The sequence below is a fragment of the Cellulomonas denverensis genome (assembly GCF_012396125.1).
GTDB lineage: Bacteria > Actinomycetota > Actinomycetes > Actinomycetales > Cellulomonadaceae > Cellulomonas > Cellulomonas denverensis.
The window spans coordinates 53,530-70,857 of sequence record NZ_JAAXOX010000005.1 but is presented as its reverse complement, the minus strand read 5'-3'; the positions used below and the strand labels follow the sequence as shown (position 1 = coordinate 70,857).

Genomic DNA, 17,328 nt, shown 5'->3' with positions numbered 1-17,328 from the left:
GGGAACGGCGCAACCCCGCTCATCCTACTGAGCGGGCGCGTCCTCCTCCGGCGGGACCGGAACCTGGACATCGGGCACCTCGCGGCCACCGGGTGCGGCGGAGGCGCCGGGGGTCTCCGCCTGCGGGTGACCGGTGGCGATCCGGGCCTTCTGGGTCGCGGCGTAGATGTCCACGTACTCCTGGCCGGAGATGCTCATCAGCGCGTACATGATCTCGTCGGTGACCGAGCGCAGGATGAACCGGTCGTTCTCCATGCCCTTGTACCGGCTGAAGTCGAGCGGCTCGCCGATCACCACCCCGATCCGGCGCGGGTGCGGCAGTCGCTGGCCGAGCGGCTGGGCCTTGTCGGTGTCGATCATCGCCACCGGGATCACCGGAGCGCCGGACTCCAGCGCCAGCCGGGCCACCCCGGTCTTGCCGCGGTACAGCCGGCCGTCCGGGCTGCGGGTGCCCTCGGGGTAGATCCCGAACAGGTCGCCGTTCTCCAGCCGCTTCAGGCCGGTGCGCAGCGCGGCCTCGGAGGCCTTGCCGCCGGAGCGGTCCACCGGGATGGTGCCGACCCCGCGCATGAAGCCCGCGGTCAGCCGGCCCTTGAGCCCGCGGCCGGTGAAGTACTCGTTCTTGCCGATGAAGACGATCTCCCGGTCCAGCACCAGCGGCAGGAAGAACGAGTCGACCACCGCCAGGTGATTGCTGGCCAGGATCGCGCCGCCGCTGCTGGGCACGTTCTCCGCTCCGCGCACCCAGGGCCGGAACAGCAGGTGCAGCAGCGGGCCGATGAGCACCCGCTTCATCAACCAGTAGAACAACCTGATACCTCTCCACCTGGACTGCGGGACACCGGGTGGAAGGCCCCACCTAGAGTGGGTCCATGGCACCCGACCGTTCCGCCGACGACGCCCCCCGTGATGACGAGGGCCGCTCCGACGCATCGGTCACGGACGAGCAGTGGGCCGCGATCGTCGCCGACCTGCGGGACACCGCCGCGTCCGGAACCACGACCGGGGACGACGACGCCGCACCCGGTCCCGCCGTAACCTACCCCGTCGCGCCGTGGGTCTCCGACCGGCGGGTGGTCCGGCCGGCCCGCGACGAGGGTCCGGGCGCCGATCCCGGGGGCGCCGATCCGCGCGGCTGGGACGCCACCTCGCAGATCGAACGGGCCGAGCAGGAGGTCGACCGGGCCGAGCACTTCGTCCCGCCGCCCGCACCCCCGGTGTTCGGCGGCGACCCGCTGCTGACCGTGGCCTGGCTGGCGGTCGCCGGGATGCCGCTGTTCTGGCTGGTGGTCGTGATCGCCTGGAAGGACGCCCCGGCGACGGTGATGCAGGCCTCCGGGATCGTGTTCCTGGCCGGATTGGCGGTGCTGTTCTGGCGGATGCCGCACCGGCGCGGCGGCCCGGACGGCGAGGGCGACGACGACGATGACGGCGCCGTGGTCTGACCGGTGGGCACCGAGCGCCCCGGCCTGCTCCGGATCGGGCTGTTCTCCCGGCTGAGCTTCATCAGCGTGCGGATGCTGCGGCACTACGCCGCCCGTGGCCTGCTGGTCCCGGCCGAGGTGGACGACGCCACCGGCTACCGGTTCTACCGGCCCGGGCAGCTGGCCGAGGCCCGGCAGGTGACCGCCCTGCGCGACGCCGGCTTCGGCATCGAGGACATCGCCGCAGTGCTGGCGGTCCGGGACGACCCGGCGAGCGTGTCCACGCTGGTGGCCCGGCAACGGCAGCGCCTGCTGGCCGAGCGGGATGCGCTGGAGCACCGGCTGGCGGCGCTGGACCGGTTGCGGATCGAGGCGCAGGCACCCGTGGTCACCGAGGCCGTCCTGCCCGCGATGACCGTGCTGGCCCTGCGCCGGGTGATCGCCCGCCATGCCGACGAGGGCCTGCTGTGGGAGCACCTGATGCCGCTGGCCGCCCCGCACCTGCGGCCCGAGGCCCGGTGCGGCGCCACCTTCCACGACGAGCAGTTCACCGCCGAGGACCCGGACGTCGAGGTGTGGGCCGAGGTGCCGGGGCCGGTCCCGGTGACCGCACCGGTCCGCTGCGAGCGGGTGCCGGCGCGCCGGGTGGTCACCGCCACCCTGCACGGCCCGTTCGACCGGATGGGCGAGGTGACCTCCGCGATCGGCGCGTACCTCGGCGAGCGCGGGCTGGACGCCGGGCCGATGTTCACCGTCTACCGGGTCGGCCCGGCCCAGGACCCCGACCCCGAGAACTGGGTGACCGAGGTGTGCTTCACGGTGCCGGACCCGTCCCCGGACACGACGACGGCCCGGATCCGCGCGGGATCCGGGCCGTCGTGAGCGATCAGAGCCGGGCCAGGTCGGCCGCGCCGACAATGCCCGCGTCGTTGCCCATCGCCGCCAGCGCGAACTGGGCCTCCGGGCGGTGCCCCCGGGCGAACAGCTGCTCCAGGTAGCCACGGCGCGCCGGGTCCAGCAGCAGGTCGCCGGCCGCGCTCACGCCACCGCCGATCACCACCACCGCCGGGTCCAGCAGGGCACCGACCGAGGCCGAACCCTCGCCGATCCACCGGCCGAGCTCGGCCAGCAGTTCCACGGCCAGCGGGTCGCCCTCCTGCGCTGCCCGGGTCACCTGCGGCCCGGTCAGCTCCTCCACGTCACCACCGGCCAGCTCCAGCAGCCGGGTGCCGCGGGCCGGCTCGGTGATCAGCGCGGCCTGCGCGTCCCGGACCAGCGCCGAGCCGGAGGCGTACTGCTCCCAGCAGCCCTCGTGCCCGCAGCCGCAGTAGTGCCCGCCGGGAACCACCCGCATGTGGCCGACCTCGGCCGCCCCGCCGAAGGCACCGCGCACCAGGTTCCCGCCGACCACCACCGCGCCGCCGAGGCCGGTGCCGATGGTCAGCATGAGCATGTCGTCCACGTCGCGCCCGGCGCCGAACCGGAACTCCGCCCAACCGGCGGCATTGGCGTCGTTCTCCACCACGATCGCGATCTCGGAGCCGAGCTCGGCGGCCACGATGTCGCGCAGCGCGTGGTCGCGCCAGGGCAGGTTCGGGGTGAAACGGACGGTGGCCTGGTCGGCGCCGATGAAGCCGGGGGCGGCCAGCCCGATCGCGCCCACCTCGTAGGAGGCGATCAACTCGCGGCAGGCCTCGATCACCCCGTGGTCGACGCTGTCCGAGTCCCGGGGGTCGGTGTCGCGGCGGACCTTCGCGATGATCCGGCCGTCCTCGTCCACCACACCGGCGGCGATCTTGGTCCCGCCGATGTCCACACCGATGGCGTGCATACTTCCCCGCTTCCGCGCCTGGAGACTCGTTCGCACGCCCGGCCCTCCGGTGGACCTCGCGGAGGCCGGTCGGCGGCTCCGCGCGTGCGCAGGGACCACGCTAGCGTGCCCGAGCCGGGACTCTGCACACGCTCCCACCGGCCCGGCCGTTGAACCACTCCGGCGACATGTCAGCAATCAGGACCAAAGTCCCATATGCTGCGTCGCACCCCTCGGCTTCTGACAACGGAGTGAGAACCCATGGAGGAATTCAGCACCCCGCTGCTGCTCGATGCGGCACCGGAGGAGAACCTGCTCGACCTGCTCGACACCCGGGTCGCCGCCACCGGTGACGGTCCCCTGATCGAACGCCGCGGCGCCGGCGGGGACTGGACCACGGTCAGCGCCCGGAGCTTCGCCGACCAGGTCGCCCGGGTCGCCCGCGGCTTCATCGCCCGCGGCGTGGCCCCCGGCGACCGGGTCGGGATCATGTCCCGCACCCGCTACGAATGGACCCTGCTGGACTGGGCACTGTGGACCGCCGGCGCGGTGCCGGTGCCGGTCTACGAGACGTCCTCGGCCGAGCAGGTGCACTGGATCCTGACCGACGCCGACGTGACGCTGCTGGTGGTCGAGACCGCCGAGCACGCCGCGCTGGTCGAGGAGGTCCGGCCGGAGGCGCCGCACCTGCGCGAGGTGCTGGTGCTGGACGACGGCGCCGTCGACGCGCTGGCGGCGGATGCCGATCGGGTGGACGCCGCCGAGCTGGCCGCCCGGCGCCGGTACGCCGGCCGGGACGACCTGGCGACGATCATCTACACCTCCGGCACCACCGGCCGGCCGAAGGGCGTGGAGCTGACCCACGGCAACTTCTCGGTGCTGACCCGCAACGCGGTGGAGGGGCTGAAGGTGGTGGTCTCCACCCCGGGCGCCCGGACGCTGCTGTTCATGCCGCTGGCGCATGTGTTCGCCCGGTTCGTCGAGGTGTTGTGCATGCCGGCCGGCGCGGTGCTCGGGCACACCCCGGACACCAAGACGCTGCTGGCGGATCTGGCCACCTTCAAGCCGACCTTCATCCTGTCCGTGCCGCGGGTGTTCGAGAAGGTGTACAACTCCGCCGAGCAGAAGGCCGCGGCGGGCGGCAAGCTGCGGATCTTCCAGTGGGCGGCCCGGACCGCGATCGCCTACTCCCGCGCGCTGGACGAGGGCCGGCCGTCGCTGGGCCTGCGGCTGCAGCACGCGGTGGCCGACCGGCTCGTCTTCCACAAGCTGCGCGAGGCGATGGGCGGCCGGATCGAGTGGGCGATCTCCGGCGGGGCACCGCTCGGCGAACGCCTGGGCCACTTCTTCCGCGGCATCGGTGTCCGGATCCTGGAGGGCTACGGCCTGACCGAGACCACCGCACCGGCCGTGGTGAACCTGCCGGACGCCACCCGGATCGGCACCGTCGGCCCGCCGCTGCCCGGCACCTCGGTCCGGATCGCCGCCGACGGGGAGGTGGAGATCCGCGGCCCGCAGGTGTTCCGCCGCTACCACCGCAACCCCACCGCGACCGCCGAGTCGCTGTCCGACGGCTGGTTCCGCACCGGTGACCTGGGGTCGCTGGACCAGGACGGCTACCTGCGGATCACCGGCCGGAAGAAGGAGATCATCGTGACCGCGGGCGGCAAGAACGTCGCCCCGGCGGTGCTGGAGGACCGGCTGCGCGCCCATCCCCTGGTCTCGCAGGTGGTGGTGGTCGGCGACGGGCGGCCGTTCATCGCGGCGCTGGTCACCCTGGACGCCGAGGGCCTGCCCGGCTGGTGCGCCGCCCAGGGCCGTGCGGCGCTGACCGTGGCGGAGGCCCGGACCGACCCGCAGGTGATCGAGTCGCTGGACAAGGCGGTCGAGCGGGCCAACCGGGCGGTCTCCCGGGCGGAGTCGATCCGCACGTACCGGATCCTGGAGCGCGATCTGACCATCCAGGACGGCTACCTCACCCCGAAGCTGTCGGTCCGCCGCACTCACGTGCTCAAGGACTTCGCCACCGACGTCGAAGCCCTCTACGCCGGGACACCCCCCGCGCACTGATCCCCGCGCTCTGCCCACGCCCTCGCCCTAGCCCTCACCGAGGCCCGGCGCACCCGCGTCAGGCCCGAGGACGGGGCCGGGCGCGGCACCGACTCGGCGGGGTCCGGCATGGAGGTGTCGGACCCCGCCGTTACCGTCGCCGCATGCCGCACGACCCCAGCCCGCGACCGGTCCAGGTGACCCTGGAGGACATCGGGACCCCGCTGCACCAGGTGACCTTCGTGGTGGTCGACCTGGAGACCACCGGCGGGCTGTCCGCCGGGGCGGCGATCACCGAGTTCGGCGCGGTGAAGGTGCGCGGCGGGCAGGTGCTGGGCGAGTTCCAGACCCTGGTCGATCCCGGTGGCCCGGTGCCGGCCCAGATCCAGGTGCTGACCGGCATCACCACCGCCATGGTGATCGGCGCACCGAAGATCGAGGAGGTGCTGCCCACCTTCCTGGAGTTCGCCCGCGGCTCGGTGCTGGTCGCACACAACGCACCCTTCGACGTGGGCTTCCTCAAGGCCGCCGCGGCGAGCACCGGCCACGCCTGGCCCGGCTTCCCGGTGGTGGACACGGTCAAGCTGGCCCGCCGGGTGGTCACCCGGGACGAGGCGCCGAACCACAAGCTGTCCACCCTGGCCGCGCTGTTCCACGCCACCACCACCCCGGAGCACCGCGCCCTGGCCGACGCCCGGGCCACCGTGGACGTGCTGCACGCCCTGCTCGGCCGGCTCGGGCCACTGGGGATCACCCACCTGGAGGACCTGGCCACCGCCGCCGACCCGGTGCCGGCCGCGGTCCGCCGCAAGCGCACCCTGGCCGACGGACTGCCGGACGCCCCCGGGGTGTACCTGTTCCGCGGCCCGAAGGACGAGGTGCTCTACGTCGGCACCTCCACCAGCCTGCGCAAGCGGGTGCGCAGCTACTTCACCGCCGCGGAGAAGCGCGGCCGGATGCGGGAGATGGTCCGGATCGCCGAGGCGGTCACCCCGGTGGTCTGCGCCACCCGGTTGGAGGCACAGGTCCGGGAGCTGCGGCTGATCGCCGAGCACAACCCGCGCTACAACCGCCGCTCGCGCAGCCCGGAGCGGATGCCGTGGGTGCGGCTGACCGTCGAGCCCTTCCCCCGGCTGTCGGTGGTGCGCGAGGTGGTCGAGGGCGCCACCCACCTGGGGCCGTTCGCCTCCCGCGCGGCGGCCCAGTCCGCGGCGGAGGCCCTGCAGGACACCTTCGCGCTGCGTCGTTGTGCCGGGAAGCTGCCCGCGCTGCCCCGGGCCGGGGCGACCGCCTGCCACCTGGCGGAGATCGGCCGCTGCTCGGCGCCCTGCACCCGCCCGGAGGCCGCCGAGGGTTACGCCGCCGAGGTCGAGGCGGTCCGGTCGGCGATGACCGGCGACCCGGCACCGGTGGTGACCGAGCACGCCCAGCGGATCGCCGCCCTGGTCGCCCGGGAGCGCTACGAGGAGGCTGCCGGGGTCCGGGACCGGCTGTCGGCCTTCCTGCGCGGCGCGGGCCGGGCGCAACGGCTCGCCCCGCTGGCCCGGACGGCCGAACTGTGCGCCGCCCGCCGGACCGACGACGGTGGCTGGGAGCTGGTGCTGGTCCGGCACGGCCGGTTGGCCGCCACCGCGATGGTGCCGCCCCGCACCGACCCCACGCCGGCGATCGAATCGCTGCGCGCCACCGCCGAACACGTGCCCGCCCCGATCGCCCCGGCACCGGCCGGGCACCCGGAGGAGGCGGAGATCATCCTCGGCTGGCTGGGTTCACCCGGGGTGCGGCTGGTGTCGTTGTCCGAGCCGTGGTCCGCGCCGGTGCGGTCGGCCGCCGCCTGGGCCGACCCGGTGGCCGCGATCGCCGCACTCGCCCCGATCCCGGCCCGCCCCGAACCTATCGCCGACACCCGGAACGCCGCGGTCCCCGGCAGCGGCCTGTCCGGCGCGGCATGATGGCGCCATGCTCACCGCCATCGTGCTGATTGACACCGACCCGTCCCGCATCCCCGAGGTGGCCCAGACCATCGCCGACCAGCCGGGGGTGAGCGAGGTCTACTCGGTCACCGGCGGGGTCGACCTGATCGCCATGGTCCGGGTCCGCGAGCACGAGGAGCTGGCCGACGTGATCGCCGACCGGCTCAGCAAGGTCGAGGGCGTGCGCCGAACCCAGACGTACATCGCCTTCCGGACCTACTCCCAGCACGACCTGGAGTCGGCCTTCGCCCTCGGCATCGAGGACTGACCCCCGCCGGACTCAGGCCGAGGCCGCCCGCCAGCGCTCCAGCACCTCGTGGGCGGCCCCGGAGTCCACCGACTGCCGGGCGTGACCGAGGCCTGCCCGCAGCCGGTCGGTCAGCGTGCCGGTGCCGGTGCCGGGCAGCGACCCCTCCGCGGCCAGTGCCGCCGCCGCGTTCAGCAGCACGGTCTCCCGCGCCGGGTGCGGGTCGCCGGCCAGGATCCGGCGGGCCACCCCGGCGTTGAACTCGGCATCGGCACCGCGCAGGTCGGCGATCGTGACCGGGGTCAGGCCGAGTTCGGCGACCGGGTCCAGCGCGTGCTCGGTCACCGCTCCCCCGGCCACCAGCCAGATCCGCGCGGTCGAGGTCGGCGACAGCTCGTCCAGCCCGTCGTCGTTGCGGAACACCAGCGCGTCGGTGCCCCGGCTCGCCAGCACCCCGGCCATCAGGCCGGCCATCCGCGGGTCCGCGCAGCCGATCGCCGCCGCCGCGGGCTGCGCCGGGTTGGTCAGCGGCCCGAGGAAGTTGAATGCGGTCGCCACCCCCAGTTCGCGCCGGGCCACCCCGGCATGCCGCATCGAGGAGTGGAAGGTCCCGGCGAAGCAGAACGTGATCCCGGCCTGCTCCACGATCGCGGCCACCCGCTCCGGGGTGTGGTCCAGCCGCAGTCCGAGCGCCTCCAGGACATCGGCCGACCCGGAGGACGAGGACGCCGCCCGGTTGCCGTGCTTGACCACCCGGACCCCGGTGCCGGCGATCACCAGCGAGGCCATCGTGGACACGTTCACCGTGTGCGCCCGGTCGCCGCCGGTGCCGACGATGTCCACCGACCGGCCGGGCACGGTGAACCGCACCGCGTGCGCCAGCATGGTGTCCGCCAGCGCGGTCAGCTCCTCGACCGTCTCCCCCTTGGCCCGCAGCGCGACCAGGAAGCCGGCCACCCGGACCGGCGAGGCCTCGCCGGACATGATCTGGTCCATCGCCCAGGCGGTCTGCTCCGCGCTGAGGTCGCCGCCACCGATCAGGGTGGTGAGGAGGTCGGACCAGTTCATCGTGCCGGGGTGCGGGCCAGCAGCCCGGCGACGGTGCTCTGCAGCTCGATCGGGTCGAGCGGCTGGGAGACCACGGCGTCGGCATCCGACCAGGCGGCCAGCCAGGCGTCCTGCGGCCGACCGGTCAGCACCAGCACCGGCGGGCAGCCGTAGATCTCGTCCTTGACCTGGCGGGCCAGGGACATGCCACCGACCTTGGCGGCCTCCCCGTCGAAGATGAACAGGTCGTAGCCGCCGGCCTCGGCCTCGGTCAGCGCGGCCGCCGGGGTGGCGGTCTCGGTCCATCGGATGTCCGGCGCACCGCGCCCCAGCCGCTTGCCGACCCCGAGCCGCACCTGGGCACGGGTGTCCAGGTCGTCGCTGTACAGCAGGATCCGCGGACCAGCGGTGGTCGCGGCGTCGGTCGGGTGCGAAGCAGCCATGATGGATCCTCACTCAGAAAACACGGCGAAGGAGATGCGCACCACGCATCTTGGCACGTCGAGGGTCCCGGGACCCCGGGCGGCGCCCCGGACACCCGGCGCGACGCTCCGATCAGCCCCGCGACACGCCGCAGGAACTGACGATGTGACAGAAAACTCCGCCTCCGCCTGGGACTTGTGGCCCATCCGCCGACGATTTTCGGCATACTGGCCCCCGTGACAACCGCAACGGCCGCGCCTCAGTCCGCTCCCCATGTGAGCGTCAACCGACCCAACCCCGTGTCGGTGGGGACCATCGTGTGGCTGGCGTCGGAGCTGATGTTCTTCGCCGGCCTGTTCGCGATGTACTTCACGCTCCGCTCCACGGTCCCCGAGGAGTGGGAGGCGCAGACCCCCCTGCTCAACATCCCGTTCGCCGTGGCGAACACGACGGTGCTGCTGCTCAGCTCGGTCACCTGCCAGATGGGTGTCTGGGCCGCCGAGCGCTTCCAGCCCCGCCGCTCCGGCAGCCTGTGGAACCTCAAGGGCTGGGGCATGAACGAGTGGATGACACTGACCTACATCATGGGATCGGTGTTCATCGGCGGTCAGATCTTCGAGTACGCCGAGCTGGTGCACGAGGGCCTGACCATCTCCTCCAGCCCGTACGGCTCGGTGTTCTTCCTGACCACCGGCTTCCACGGCCTGCACGTGATCGGTGGCCTGATCGCCTTCCTGTTCCTGCTCGGCCGCTCGTTCTCGGCCAAGCGCTTCGGTCACCACGAGGCGACCACCGCGATCGTCGTGTCGTACTACTGGCACTTCGTCGACATCGTCTGGGTCGCCCTGTTCGCGACCATCTACCTCATCCAGTAGTCAGCGCCGACTACCCCTGAGCCCCCCGCCCTACCGAGATCCAAGGACCAACCGTGAAGGCACTCGCCGCCCGCAGGCACCACCGCATCGCGCCGGTCGTGCTGCTCCTGCTGGCGCTGCTGCTCACCGGTGCGGTGTACGCGATCGCTGTCCCGTCCAGCGCCGATGCGGCGTCCGCGACGACCAGCCAGAGCGACATCGACGCCGGGGAGAAGCTGTTCCAGGCCAACTGCGCCACCTGCCACGGCGCCTCCGCCGACGGCACCGCCAGCGGTCCGTCGCTGATCGGGGTCGGCGCCGCGGCGGTCGACTTCCAGGTCGGCACCGGCCGGATGCCCGCCAAGATGAACGGCGCGCAGATCCCGTCCGCCCCGCCGCAGTTCGACGCCGAGCAGATCTCGCAGCTCGCGGCCTACGTCGCGTCCCTGGGTGCCGGCCCGGCGATCCCCACGCCCGACCAGGTCGACTACACCAAGGGTGATGCCGCCAACGGTGGCGCGATCTTCCGCACCAACTGCGCGATGTGCCACAACGCGGTCGGCGCCGGCGGTGCGCTGTCCCAGGGCAAGTACGCCCCGTCGCTGATGGAGACCTCCCCGGAGCACATCTACGAGGCCATGCTGACCGGCCCGCAGTCGATGCCGGTGTTCAACGACGCCAACATCACCCCGGACGAGAAGCGCGACGTGATCGCCTACCTCGAGCAGCAGCGCGAGGGCTCGGCCGGTGGCCTGAGCCTCGGCTCGCTCGGCCCGGTGTCCGAGGGCCTGTGGGCCTGGGTCGCCGGGATGGGCCTGCTGATCGCCGCCGCAGTCTGGATCGGAGCGAAGTCGTCGTGAGCACCCACCACACGGATCTGACGCCCGCGGGCGACCAGGTCCCCGACCGGTTCGAGGACCCGGGGCTGCACGAGCACCACGAGCGCCTCGGTGACACCGACCCGAAGGCCAACAAGCGGGCCGAGCGCCAGGTCGTCGTCCTGTTCACGCTGTCGATCCTGGGCACCATCGGCTTCCTGGTCGCCTACGCGCTGGTCCCGCCGGACGGCACGGTCGCCGGCATCCGGCTGTCCAACCTGCTGCTCGGCCTGGCGCTGTTCGTCGCGCTGGCCGGCATCGGCCTGGCCGCCGTGCACTGGGCCAAGTCGCTGATGAACGACCGCGAGGTCGCCGAGGACCGGCACCCGATCCGCTCCGACGACGCCACCCGCGAGGTGGCCGTCGCCAAGCTGAACGAGGGCATCAAGGACTCGGCGATCGGCCGCCGCGGCGTGCTCAAGGGCGCCATGGTGTCCTCGCTCGCGCTGTTCCCGCTGGCCATCGCCGTGCCGCTGGTGGGAAACATCGGTGGCGACTGGGACGTCTCGCGCTCCAAGCACACGATGTGGAAGCGCGGAACCCGGCTGGTGCTCGACCCCACCGGCCGGGCGATCAAGGCCGCCGACGTCACCATCGGCTCGGTCTTCCACGTCATGCCCGAGGGCATCGAGGAGACCGAGGACCCGCTGAACGAGAAGGCCAAGGCCGTCGTGCTGATGATCCGGATGGACCCCCGGGACATCCGCTCGGAGCAGGGTGACGGCTGGAGCTACGACGGCATCGTCGCGTTCTCCAAGATCTGCACCCACGTCGGCTGCCCGGTCGCCCTGTACGAGCAGCAGACGCACCACATCCTCTGCCCGTGCCACCAGTCGACCTTCGACGCGGCCGACAGCGCCAAGGTGGTCTTCGGGCCCGCCAAGCGACCGCTGCCGCAGCTGCCGATCACCGTCGACGACGAGGGCTACCTCGTCGCGCAGGACGGCTTCAACGAACCGATCGGCCCGAGCTTCTGGGAGCGGCTGACATGAGCGCCTCTGCATCGACCGCGCCGTCCACCACGGCGGGCAAGGCGGCGGACTACCTCGACCAGCGCACCGGCATCGGCGGCGCGGTCAAGGAGTTCGCCCGCAAGATCTTCCCGGACCACTGGTCCTTCCTGCTCGGCGAGATCGCGCTGTACTCCTTCGTGGTGCTGCTGATCTCGGGCACGTTCCTGACGATGTTCTTCGTCCCGAGCATGAACGAGGTCCACTACGAGGGCCCGTGGGAGGCAATGCAGGGCGTCCAGATGTCGGAGGCCTTCGCCTCCACGCTGCGGCTGTCCTTCGAGGTCCGCGGTGGTCTGCTGATGCGGCAGATCCACCACTGGGCCGCGCTGATCTTCATGGCGTCGATCGTCACGCACATGATGCGGGTGTTCTTCACCGGTGCGTTCCGCAAGCCGCGTGAGATCAACTGGGTGGTCGGCTTCACGCTGATGATCCTGGGCCTGCTGGCCGGCTTCTCCGGCTACTCGCTGCCCGACGACGTGCTGTCCGGCAACGGCCTGCGGATCGCCGACGGCGTGGCCCGCTCGATCCCGATCCTGGGCTCGTACATCTCGTTCTTCCTGTTCGGCGGCGAGTTCCCGGGCACCGACCTGATCCCCCGGCTGTTCACGCTGCACATCCTGCTGATCCCGGGCCTGATCCTGGCGATGATCGGGCTGCACCTGCTGTTCGTGGTGCTGCACAAGCACACCCAGTACCCGGGGTCGGGCCGGTCGGACAAGAACGTGGTCGGCTACCCGCTGTTCCCGGTGTACGTGGCCAAGGCCGGCGGGTTCTTCTTCGTGGTGTTCGCCGTGATCGCGCTGCTCGCCGGCACGATGACGATCAACCCGGTGTGGAACTACGGGCCCTTCGACCCGTCGATCGTGTCCGCGGGTGCCCAACCGGACTGGTACATGCTGTTCCTGGAGGGCGGCCTGCGCCTGATGCCGGGCCAGACCGAGTTCGTGATCGGGCAGTACACCCTGTCGCTGAACATCCTGATCCCCGCCGTGGTGGTGCCCGGGCTGCTGTTCACCGCGCTGGCGCTCTGGCCGTTCATCGAGGCGCTGGCCACCGGCGACACCCGCGAGCACCACGTGCTGGACCGCCCGCGCAACGCGCCGTTCCGCACCGCCTTCGGCGTCTCGCTGCTGACCGCGTTCTTCATCCTGATCCTGGCCGGGTCCAACGACCTGATCGCGACGCACTTCCACCTGTCGATCAACGACATCACCTGGACCTTCCGGGTGCTGATCTTCGTCGCACCGGCGTTCGCGTTCTGGATCACCAAGCGGATCTGCCTTGCGCTGCAGCGCAAGGACCGCGAGTTGGTGCTGCACGGCCACGAGACCGGCCGGATCGTCCGGTTCGCCTCCGGCGAGTACATCGAGGTGCACAAGCCGCTCGACCCGCACGAGCGGTGGCTGCGCGTGCAGCAGGAGCCCCGGCGCCCGATCGAGATCGAGCCCGCCGAGGACTCCCGTGGCGTCCGCCGCCCCGGGTACCGCAAGGACCGGCTGCGCCAGCGGCTGTCCCGGCTGTTCTACGAGGACCGGGTCGAGCCGGTCACCCCGGCCGAGCTGGTGGCCGCCCAGTCGCACGGGGCGCACGACGCGCTCCCGGCGGCGGACGAGCCGGCCCAGGTCGGTGCCGCATCGGACGGTGACGAGGTGTCCACCCGCCCCTGACGTGCGGAATCATTCGCCCACCCGGGACGTTGGACCCAGTGGGCGCGAACGACACGACGCCCGTGTCGGCCCCGGTCAGCCGCCGGGACCGACCGGGCGTCGCTCGTTCCCCCGTTCGACCGGCGGGCGACCGGCGGTCGTGATACGACAGATGGGATCCCCGATTGGGGCCCACCCCGATGCACCGAGAGGTACTGATGGCTGAGTACACCCTGCCGGACCTGCCCTACGACTACGCGGCGCTGGAGCCGCACATCTCCGGCCGCATCATGGAGCTGCACCACGACAAGCACCACGCCACCTACGTCGCCGGCGCGAACACCGCGCTGGAGAAGCTGGCGGCCGCCCGCGAGTCCGGTGACTTCGCCGCCGTGGCCGGGCTGGAGAAGGCCCTGGCGTTCAACCTCGGCGGTCACGTGAACCACTCGGTGTTCTGGGAGAACCTGTCCCCGGACGGCGGCGACAAGCCCACCGGCGAGCTGGCCGCGGCCATCGACGAGCACTTCGGCTCCTTCGACAAGTTCCAGGCGCACTTCACCGCCACCGCCACCACGATCATGGGCTCCGGCTGGTCGATCCTGGCCTGGGACTCCATCGGCCAGAAGCTGGTCATCGTGCAGCTGTACGACCAGCAGGGCAACCTCGCCCTCGGCCTGGTCCCGATCGTGATGCTGGACATGTGGGAGCACGCCTTCTACCTGGACTACGTCAACGTGAAGGCCGACTACGTCAAGGCCTGGTGGAACATCGTGAACTGGGCGGACGCGGGTGCGCGCTTCGACCGCGCCCGCAGCCAGACCGCCGGCCTGATCGTGCCGTCGCTCTGACCGCATGACCCCTCGGCCGCGGGCCGGGCACCCCTCCCGGGTGCCCGGCCCGCGCCGTGTCAGGCTGATCCCATGACACGGTGGCGCAGCTGGTTCTGGGGGCGGCCGCGCGGCGGAGGTGCCGGCGGGGCCCTGGGCGAGCTCATCGACGCGTTGCAGCCCACCCGTGCCGTCACGGTGGCCGAGCTGGCCGCCCAGCGCGAGGGCGTGCCCGGCGATCATCGCCAAGACGCCGACGGGCCACGCCTGATCGACGCCCGGGACGACCCGCCCTGGCTGCCACCCGGTTCGCGCGCCGAGATCTGGGCCTCCAGCGCTGCCCCGAGGCCGACCGGACTGGTCCGCCTGGCGCTGCGCCGCGACGATGCGGTGTTCTGCGCGCCCCGCGAGGACGGCCGGCTCGACCTCCCCACCCGGGCGGTGGCCCCGGACGACCCCGACGGCCACGGCGCCGCCCGTGCACTCGCCCGGGACATCCTCGGCGAGCCGGGTGCGCTCACCGGCCCGATCGGCTTCGTCCGCAACGTGGTCCCCGACCCGGACGCCGGCTACCCCTGGCCCGTCCCGCTGGCCCACTTCACGCTCTGGGCAGCGACGGGCGGTCCGGCAGTTCCCGGCGAGTGGCTGCCGCTGGCCGTCGACTCACCGCTGCGGGACCAGCACTGGTTCCCCCTGCTCGCCTCCTGAACCGGCTCTCAGGCCCAAAACTCCCCCACCCGGTCCGCCAGCGCCCGCCCCTGCGCCGCCCCCGCCCGAGCCGCCGCCGGCCGCAGCGACAGGTCCATCGACCGGACCCCGAACAGGTGCGTGTCCTGCTCGGTGGGCCCGACCACCTCGACCCGGCTACCCCCGGCCCGCAGCCCCTCCACCTGCGCGGCGAGCTGCAACCCCCACGCCGCCGGTGTCCGGGACCGGCCGCCGAACGGCGACAGCACCAGCACCCGCCCGTACCCCGCGGCCAGGTCGGCATTCTCGTTCCGGCGATAGCCCCCGTCGATGCACCACCGGTCCCCCACCGGATAGGCCGCACCGCTGGAGCAACTGGCCGCCACCGCGTCCACCAGGTCGACCCCGCTGCCCCGGTCCAGCACCACCGGCTCACCGGTACCCGCGTCCACGGCGGTGATCAGCAACCGCCGATCCTCCGGCCAGGCAGCACCGGGCAGCCGGGCCGCCACCGTGGCGCGCCACCGGTCAGCGCCCGACGACGGCGTGCCCCCGGCCAGGGCCGCCAGCGGCGCCACGCCCGCCAGGGCCAGCGCAGCCGCCCCCAGTCGCCGCCGCATGTCCGCCGCGTCGGCCGAGTCCTCGATGATCCGGCGGGTCCGGTCCAGATGCTCCGCGGTGCCGGGTCGCGGTCGCCCCCGGGGCCGGTCCGGCACCGGCGTCAGCGCCCCGGCCAGCAGCTCCGCCGGGCCCACCGCGGTGAGCTGGGCCGCGGCGGTGGACCCGGCCGAGGTGCCCACGGTCAGGTCAGCGTGCGTGACGTCGAGACCGGCCTCGGCCAGCCCGCCGAGGATCCCGGCCAACCAGGCCTGACCGGTGGAACCACCGCCGCCCAGGATCAGGGCACGGGTAGGAGAAATGATGCGCATGGAAGTCGCCTCTCGAGGGCGGGCGCTCCCGGCGTGCCGGACCGGCTCAGTGGCGCGGTCGCAGCCCCCGGCGGGTGGCACCCGTGACGGATCGTGCGGACAACGGGCTCACCTCCTCCGGTCGGTACGGCGGCACGACGGTACACCCACCGCAGTCGTGCCGCGCACGGAAAAGGCCGGGCATCCACCTGGGGTACCCGGCCTCTGCCGTGTGGGCGGGCCAGTGCGCGTGCTGCCCGCGGGAGAACTCCAACACCCAGCCGACCAGGCCCCTGCTCGGCCCGCGTCGAGCTGACCGACATCGACGCTCCCCGGGCCGCCGAGCGCCGACATCGGTCATCTCGGCGGACCGTCAGGGGAGCTGCTGGCCGCCCCACTCGACGAGGACGAAGCCGTGACGGTCGGGAGTGGTGAACGTCTGCGGCCGCACCTGCACGGCGTCGGGGTCCTCGACGGGCCGATAGCTCATGAACACCCGGATCACGCTGTCCGGAACCGGATCCACGTCCAGCTCCGCCAGCGCCTCCACCGCGGCCTCGGTGTCGAAGTGGATCAGCACGACCGGCTCCGCGCTCAGTCGGGGCGCCCAGAACGTGATGAACTCCGCCGCCTCGCGGTCGGTGAGCCCGAGCTCGGCCAGGGTCCGCTCCAGGAAGGGCACCACCGCCTCCGCCCGCACAACCGAGCCGGTCGACATGTCCGGCACCAGCGCGGAGGGGCCCTCCCAGAACAGGGACGGGTACTGCCGTCCGCGCGCGTCGGTCAGGGTGCCATCCGGCTCCGCGTCGACCTGCCACCGGCCGTCCCGCAGCGCCGGGTACGCGAAGGACACTCCCCCGTGCGCGGTCAGGCCCACGGTCACCGTCGTCGTCCGCTCCGGGTAGAGGTACACCACCGGCTTCAGCGCCGTGGGCTCCTCCTCGCGGGTGCCGACCAGGATACCCACCGCGACCAGCGCCACGACCGCCACCAGCAGCCCGGCGATCCATCCCCACCGACGTCCACGCATGGCCGCGACCGTAGCGCGGCACGACTCAGGGGCGGCCCCACCTGAGTGGAACCGCCCCCGAGTCGAGTGAGATCAGTGCGCGTGCTGCCCGCGGGAGAACTCGAACACCCAGCCGACCAGGCCGATGACGCCGAGTGCGACCCCGATGTACGCGATCCACCACCCGATCGCCGCACCGGTGAACACCAGCGCGCCGGCGGCGGCGATGGTGATCGGCCACCAGGACCACGGGCTGTACACACCCTGGTCGCCGGCGCCCTCGGCGATCAGCGCCTCCGGGTCGTCCTCCGGGCGCGGGTCGATCCGGCGGGCCACCAGGAACAGGTAGCCGCCGATCATGCCGACCAGGCCGCCGACCAGCGGGATGCCCACGGTGCCGACCGGCTCGCCGCCGGACCACCAGGCGTAGACCAGCCCGATCGGGATGAAGAACAGGATCCCGCCCAGGAAAAGCCAGGGCTCCACCTTCATCGCATTCGGCTTGCGGGTGGACGCGCCCTGCTCGGACG

The 17,328-nt window shown here is 72.6% G+C and carries 18 protein-coding genes; 11 read left to right on the top strand and 7 right to left on the bottom strand.

Annotation, left to right across the window (positions count from 1 at the left end):
- Positions 1–24: 24 nt before the first annotated feature.
- A complete protein-coding gene (locus HGA03_RS11465) occupies positions 25–795 on the bottom strand; it encodes a lysophospholipid acyltransferase family protein (protein ID WP_168630413.1) in 771 nt (256 codons plus the stop codon).
- A gap of 77 nt (positions 796–872) precedes the next feature.
- On the opposite strand from HGA03_RS11465, the gene HGA03_RS11460 reads away from it, so the two are divergent.
- Both HGA03_RS11460 and HGA03_RS11455 read left to right on the top strand, forming a co-directional pair.
- Positions 873–1,445, top strand: coding sequence for a hypothetical protein (locus HGA03_RS11460; protein ID WP_168630412.1), 573 nt, complete (start codon positions 873–875; stop codon positions 1,443–1,445).
- A 3-nt stretch (positions 1,446–1,448) separates the two neighbouring features.
- Positions 1,449–2,306 carry a MerR family transcriptional regulator gene (locus HGA03_RS11455; protein WP_168630411.1) on the top strand — a complete coding sequence of 286 codons (858 nt, stop codon included), beginning with the start codon at positions 1,449–1,451 and terminating at the stop codon, positions 2,304–2,306.
- Positions 2,307–2,310: 4 nt separating this feature from the next.
- Here HGA03_RS11455 and HGA03_RS11450 read toward each other — a convergent pair whose 3' ends face one another.
- Positions 2,311–3,255 (bottom strand): ROK family glucokinase, encoded by a 945-nt coding sequence (locus HGA03_RS11450; protein ID WP_168630410.1) that lies wholly within the window; start codon positions 3,253–3,255, stop codon positions 2,311–2,313.
- 240 nt (positions 3,256–3,495) lie between these two features.
- On the opposite strand from HGA03_RS11450, the gene HGA03_RS11445 reads away from it, so the two are divergent.
- From HGA03_RS11445 to HGA03_RS11435, 3 genes are all read left to right on the top strand, one after another.
- Positions 3,496–5,304 (top strand): AMP-dependent synthetase/ligase, encoded by a 1,809-nt coding sequence (locus tag HGA03_RS11445; RefSeq protein WP_168630409.1) that lies wholly within the window; start codon positions 3,496–3,498, stop codon positions 5,302–5,304.
- A gap of 143 nt (positions 5,305–5,447) precedes the next feature.
- Entirely contained in the window at positions 5,448–7,235 is a 1,788-nt protein-coding gene (locus HGA03_RS11440; RefSeq protein ID WP_168630408.1) for a DEDD exonuclease domain-containing protein, read from the top strand.
- A 7-nt stretch (positions 7,236–7,242) separates the two neighbouring features.
- Positions 7,243–7,524, top strand: coding sequence for an Lrp/AsnC family transcriptional regulator (locus tag HGA03_RS11435; protein ID WP_168630407.1), 282 nt, complete (start codon positions 7,243–7,245; stop codon positions 7,522–7,524).
- A 12-nt stretch (positions 7,525–7,536) separates the two neighbouring features.
- On the opposite strand, the gene trpD is transcribed toward HGA03_RS11435, so the two are convergent.
- On the bottom strand, positions 7,537–8,571 hold the full coding sequence (gene trpD / locus HGA03_RS11430) for an anthranilate phosphoribosyltransferase (protein ID WP_168630406.1): 1,035 nt from the start codon (positions 8,569–8,571) through the stop codon (positions 7,537–7,539).
- Positions 8,568–8,993 carry a response regulator gene (locus tag HGA03_RS11425; RefSeq protein WP_168630405.1) on the bottom strand — a complete coding sequence of 142 codons (426 nt, stop codon included), beginning with the start codon at positions 8,991–8,993 and terminating at the stop codon, positions 8,568–8,570. The genes trpD and HGA03_RS11425 overlap by 4 nt, the downstream gene beginning before the upstream one ends.
- A 216-nt stretch (positions 8,994–9,209) precedes the next feature.
- Between HGA03_RS11425 and ctaE the strand changes: the two genes are divergently transcribed.
- From ctaE to HGA03_RS11395, 6 genes are all read left to right on the top strand, one after another.
- Positions 9,210–9,848, top strand: a complete 639-nt coding sequence (ctaE, locus tag HGA03_RS11420; protein ID WP_168630404.1) for an aa3-type cytochrome oxidase subunit III — start codon at positions 9,210–9,212, stop codon at positions 9,846–9,848.
- Positions 9,849–9,901: 53 nt separating this feature from the next.
- The gene (gene qcrC / locus HGA03_RS11415; protein WP_168630403.1) at positions 9,902–10,687 is read left to right on the top strand and encodes a cytochrome bc1 complex diheme cytochrome c subunit; all 786 of its coding nucleotides are present in this window, start codon (positions 9,902–9,904) and stop codon (positions 10,685–10,687) included.
- Entirely contained in the window at positions 10,684–11,697 is a 1,014-nt protein-coding gene (gene qcrA, locus HGA03_RS11410) for a cytochrome bc1 complex Rieske iron-sulfur subunit (protein WP_168630402.1), read from the top strand. The genes qcrC and qcrA overlap by 4 nt, the downstream gene beginning before the upstream one ends.
- Complete coding sequence (qcrB, locus tag HGA03_RS11405) at positions 11,694–13,388, top strand: cytochrome bc1 complex cytochrome b subunit (RefSeq protein WP_168630401.1); 1,695 nt, start codon at positions 11,694–11,696, stop codon at positions 13,386–13,388. The genes qcrA and qcrB overlap by 4 nt, the downstream gene beginning before the upstream one ends.
- A gap of 197 nt (positions 13,389–13,585) precedes the next feature.
- Complete coding sequence (locus tag HGA03_RS11400; RefSeq protein ID WP_168630400.1) at positions 13,586–14,215, top strand: superoxide dismutase; 630 nt, start codon at positions 13,586–13,588, stop codon at positions 14,213–14,215.
- Positions 14,216–14,287: 72 nt separating this feature from the next.
- Positions 14,288–14,902 (top strand): NUDIX hydrolase, encoded by a 615-nt coding sequence (locus HGA03_RS11395; protein ID WP_239073669.1) that lies wholly within the window; start codon positions 14,288–14,290, stop codon positions 14,900–14,902.
- Positions 14,903–14,910: 8 nt separating this feature from the next.
- On the opposite strand, the gene HGA03_RS11390 is transcribed toward HGA03_RS11395, so the two are convergent.
- From HGA03_RS11390 to HGA03_RS11380, 3 genes are all read right to left on the bottom strand, one after another.
- Positions 14,911–15,810: a patatin-like phospholipase family protein gene (locus tag HGA03_RS11390; RefSeq protein ID WP_168630399.1), complete on the bottom strand. Its 900-nt coding sequence runs from the start codon at positions 15,808–15,810 to the stop codon at positions 14,911–14,913.
- A gap of 352 nt (positions 15,811–16,162) precedes the next feature.
- Positions 16,163–16,819: a hypothetical protein gene (locus tag HGA03_RS11385; protein WP_203767577.1), complete on the bottom strand. Its 657-nt coding sequence runs from the start codon at positions 16,817–16,819 to the stop codon at positions 16,163–16,165.
- A 72-nt stretch (positions 16,820–16,891) separates the two neighbouring features.
- Positions 16,892–17,290 carry a cytochrome c oxidase subunit 4 gene (locus tag HGA03_RS11380; protein WP_168630513.1) on the bottom strand — a complete coding sequence of 133 codons (399 nt, stop codon included), beginning with the start codon at positions 17,288–17,290 and terminating at the stop codon, positions 16,892–16,894.
- Positions 17,291–17,328: the final 38 nt, after the last annotated feature.

Coding starts and splice junctions, on each gene's coding strand:
- HGA03_RS11385 (WP_203767577.1), bottom strand. CDS start 16,819: ATGCGTGGACGTCGGTGGGGATGGATCGCCGGGCTGCTGGTGGCGGTC.
- HGA03_RS11440 (WP_168630408.1), top strand. CDS start 5,448: ATGCCGCACGACCCCAGCCCGCGACCGGTCCAGGTGACCCTGGAGGAC.
- HGA03_RS11395 (WP_239073669.1), top strand. CDS start 14,288: ATGACACGGTGGCGCAGCTGGTTCTGGGGGCGGCCGCGCGGCGGAGGT.
- HGA03_RS11460 (WP_168630412.1), top strand. CDS start 873: ATGGCACCCGACCGTTCCGCCGACGACGCCCCCCGTGATGACGAGGGC.
- HGA03_RS11465 (WP_168630413.1), bottom strand. CDS start 795: ATGAAGCGGGTGCTCATCGGCCCGCTGCTGCACCTGCTGTTCCGGCCC.
- HGA03_RS11380 (WP_168630513.1), bottom strand. CDS start 17,290: ATGAAGGTGGAGCCCTGGCTTTTCCTGGGCGGGATCCTGTTCTTCATC.
- HGA03_RS11450 (WP_168630410.1), bottom strand. CDS start 3,255: ATGCACGCCATCGGTGTGGACATCGGCGGGACCAAGATCGCCGCCGGT.
- HGA03_RS11400 (WP_168630400.1), top strand. CDS start 13,586: ATGGCTGAGTACACCCTGCCGGACCTGCCCTACGACTACGCGGCGCTG.
- HGA03_RS11445 (WP_168630409.1), top strand. CDS start 3,496: ATGGAGGAATTCAGCACCCCGCTGCTGCTCGATGCGGCACCGGAGGAG.
- trpD (WP_168630406.1), bottom strand. CDS start 8,571: ATGAACTGGTCCGACCTCCTCACCACCCTGATCGGTGGCGGCGACCTC.
- HGA03_RS11425 (WP_168630405.1), bottom strand. CDS start 8,993: ATGGCTGCTTCGCACCCGACCGACGCCGCGACCACCGCTGGTCCGCGG.
- HGA03_RS11435 (WP_168630407.1), top strand. CDS start 7,243: ATGCTCACCGCCATCGTGCTGATTGACACCGACCCGTCCCGCATCCCC.
- qcrB (WP_168630401.1), top strand. CDS start 11,694: ATGAGCGCCTCTGCATCGACCGCGCCGTCCACCACGGCGGGCAAGGCG.
- HGA03_RS11390 (WP_168630399.1), bottom strand. CDS start 15,810: ATGCGCATCATTTCTCCTACCCGTGCCCTGATCCTGGGCGGCGGTGGT.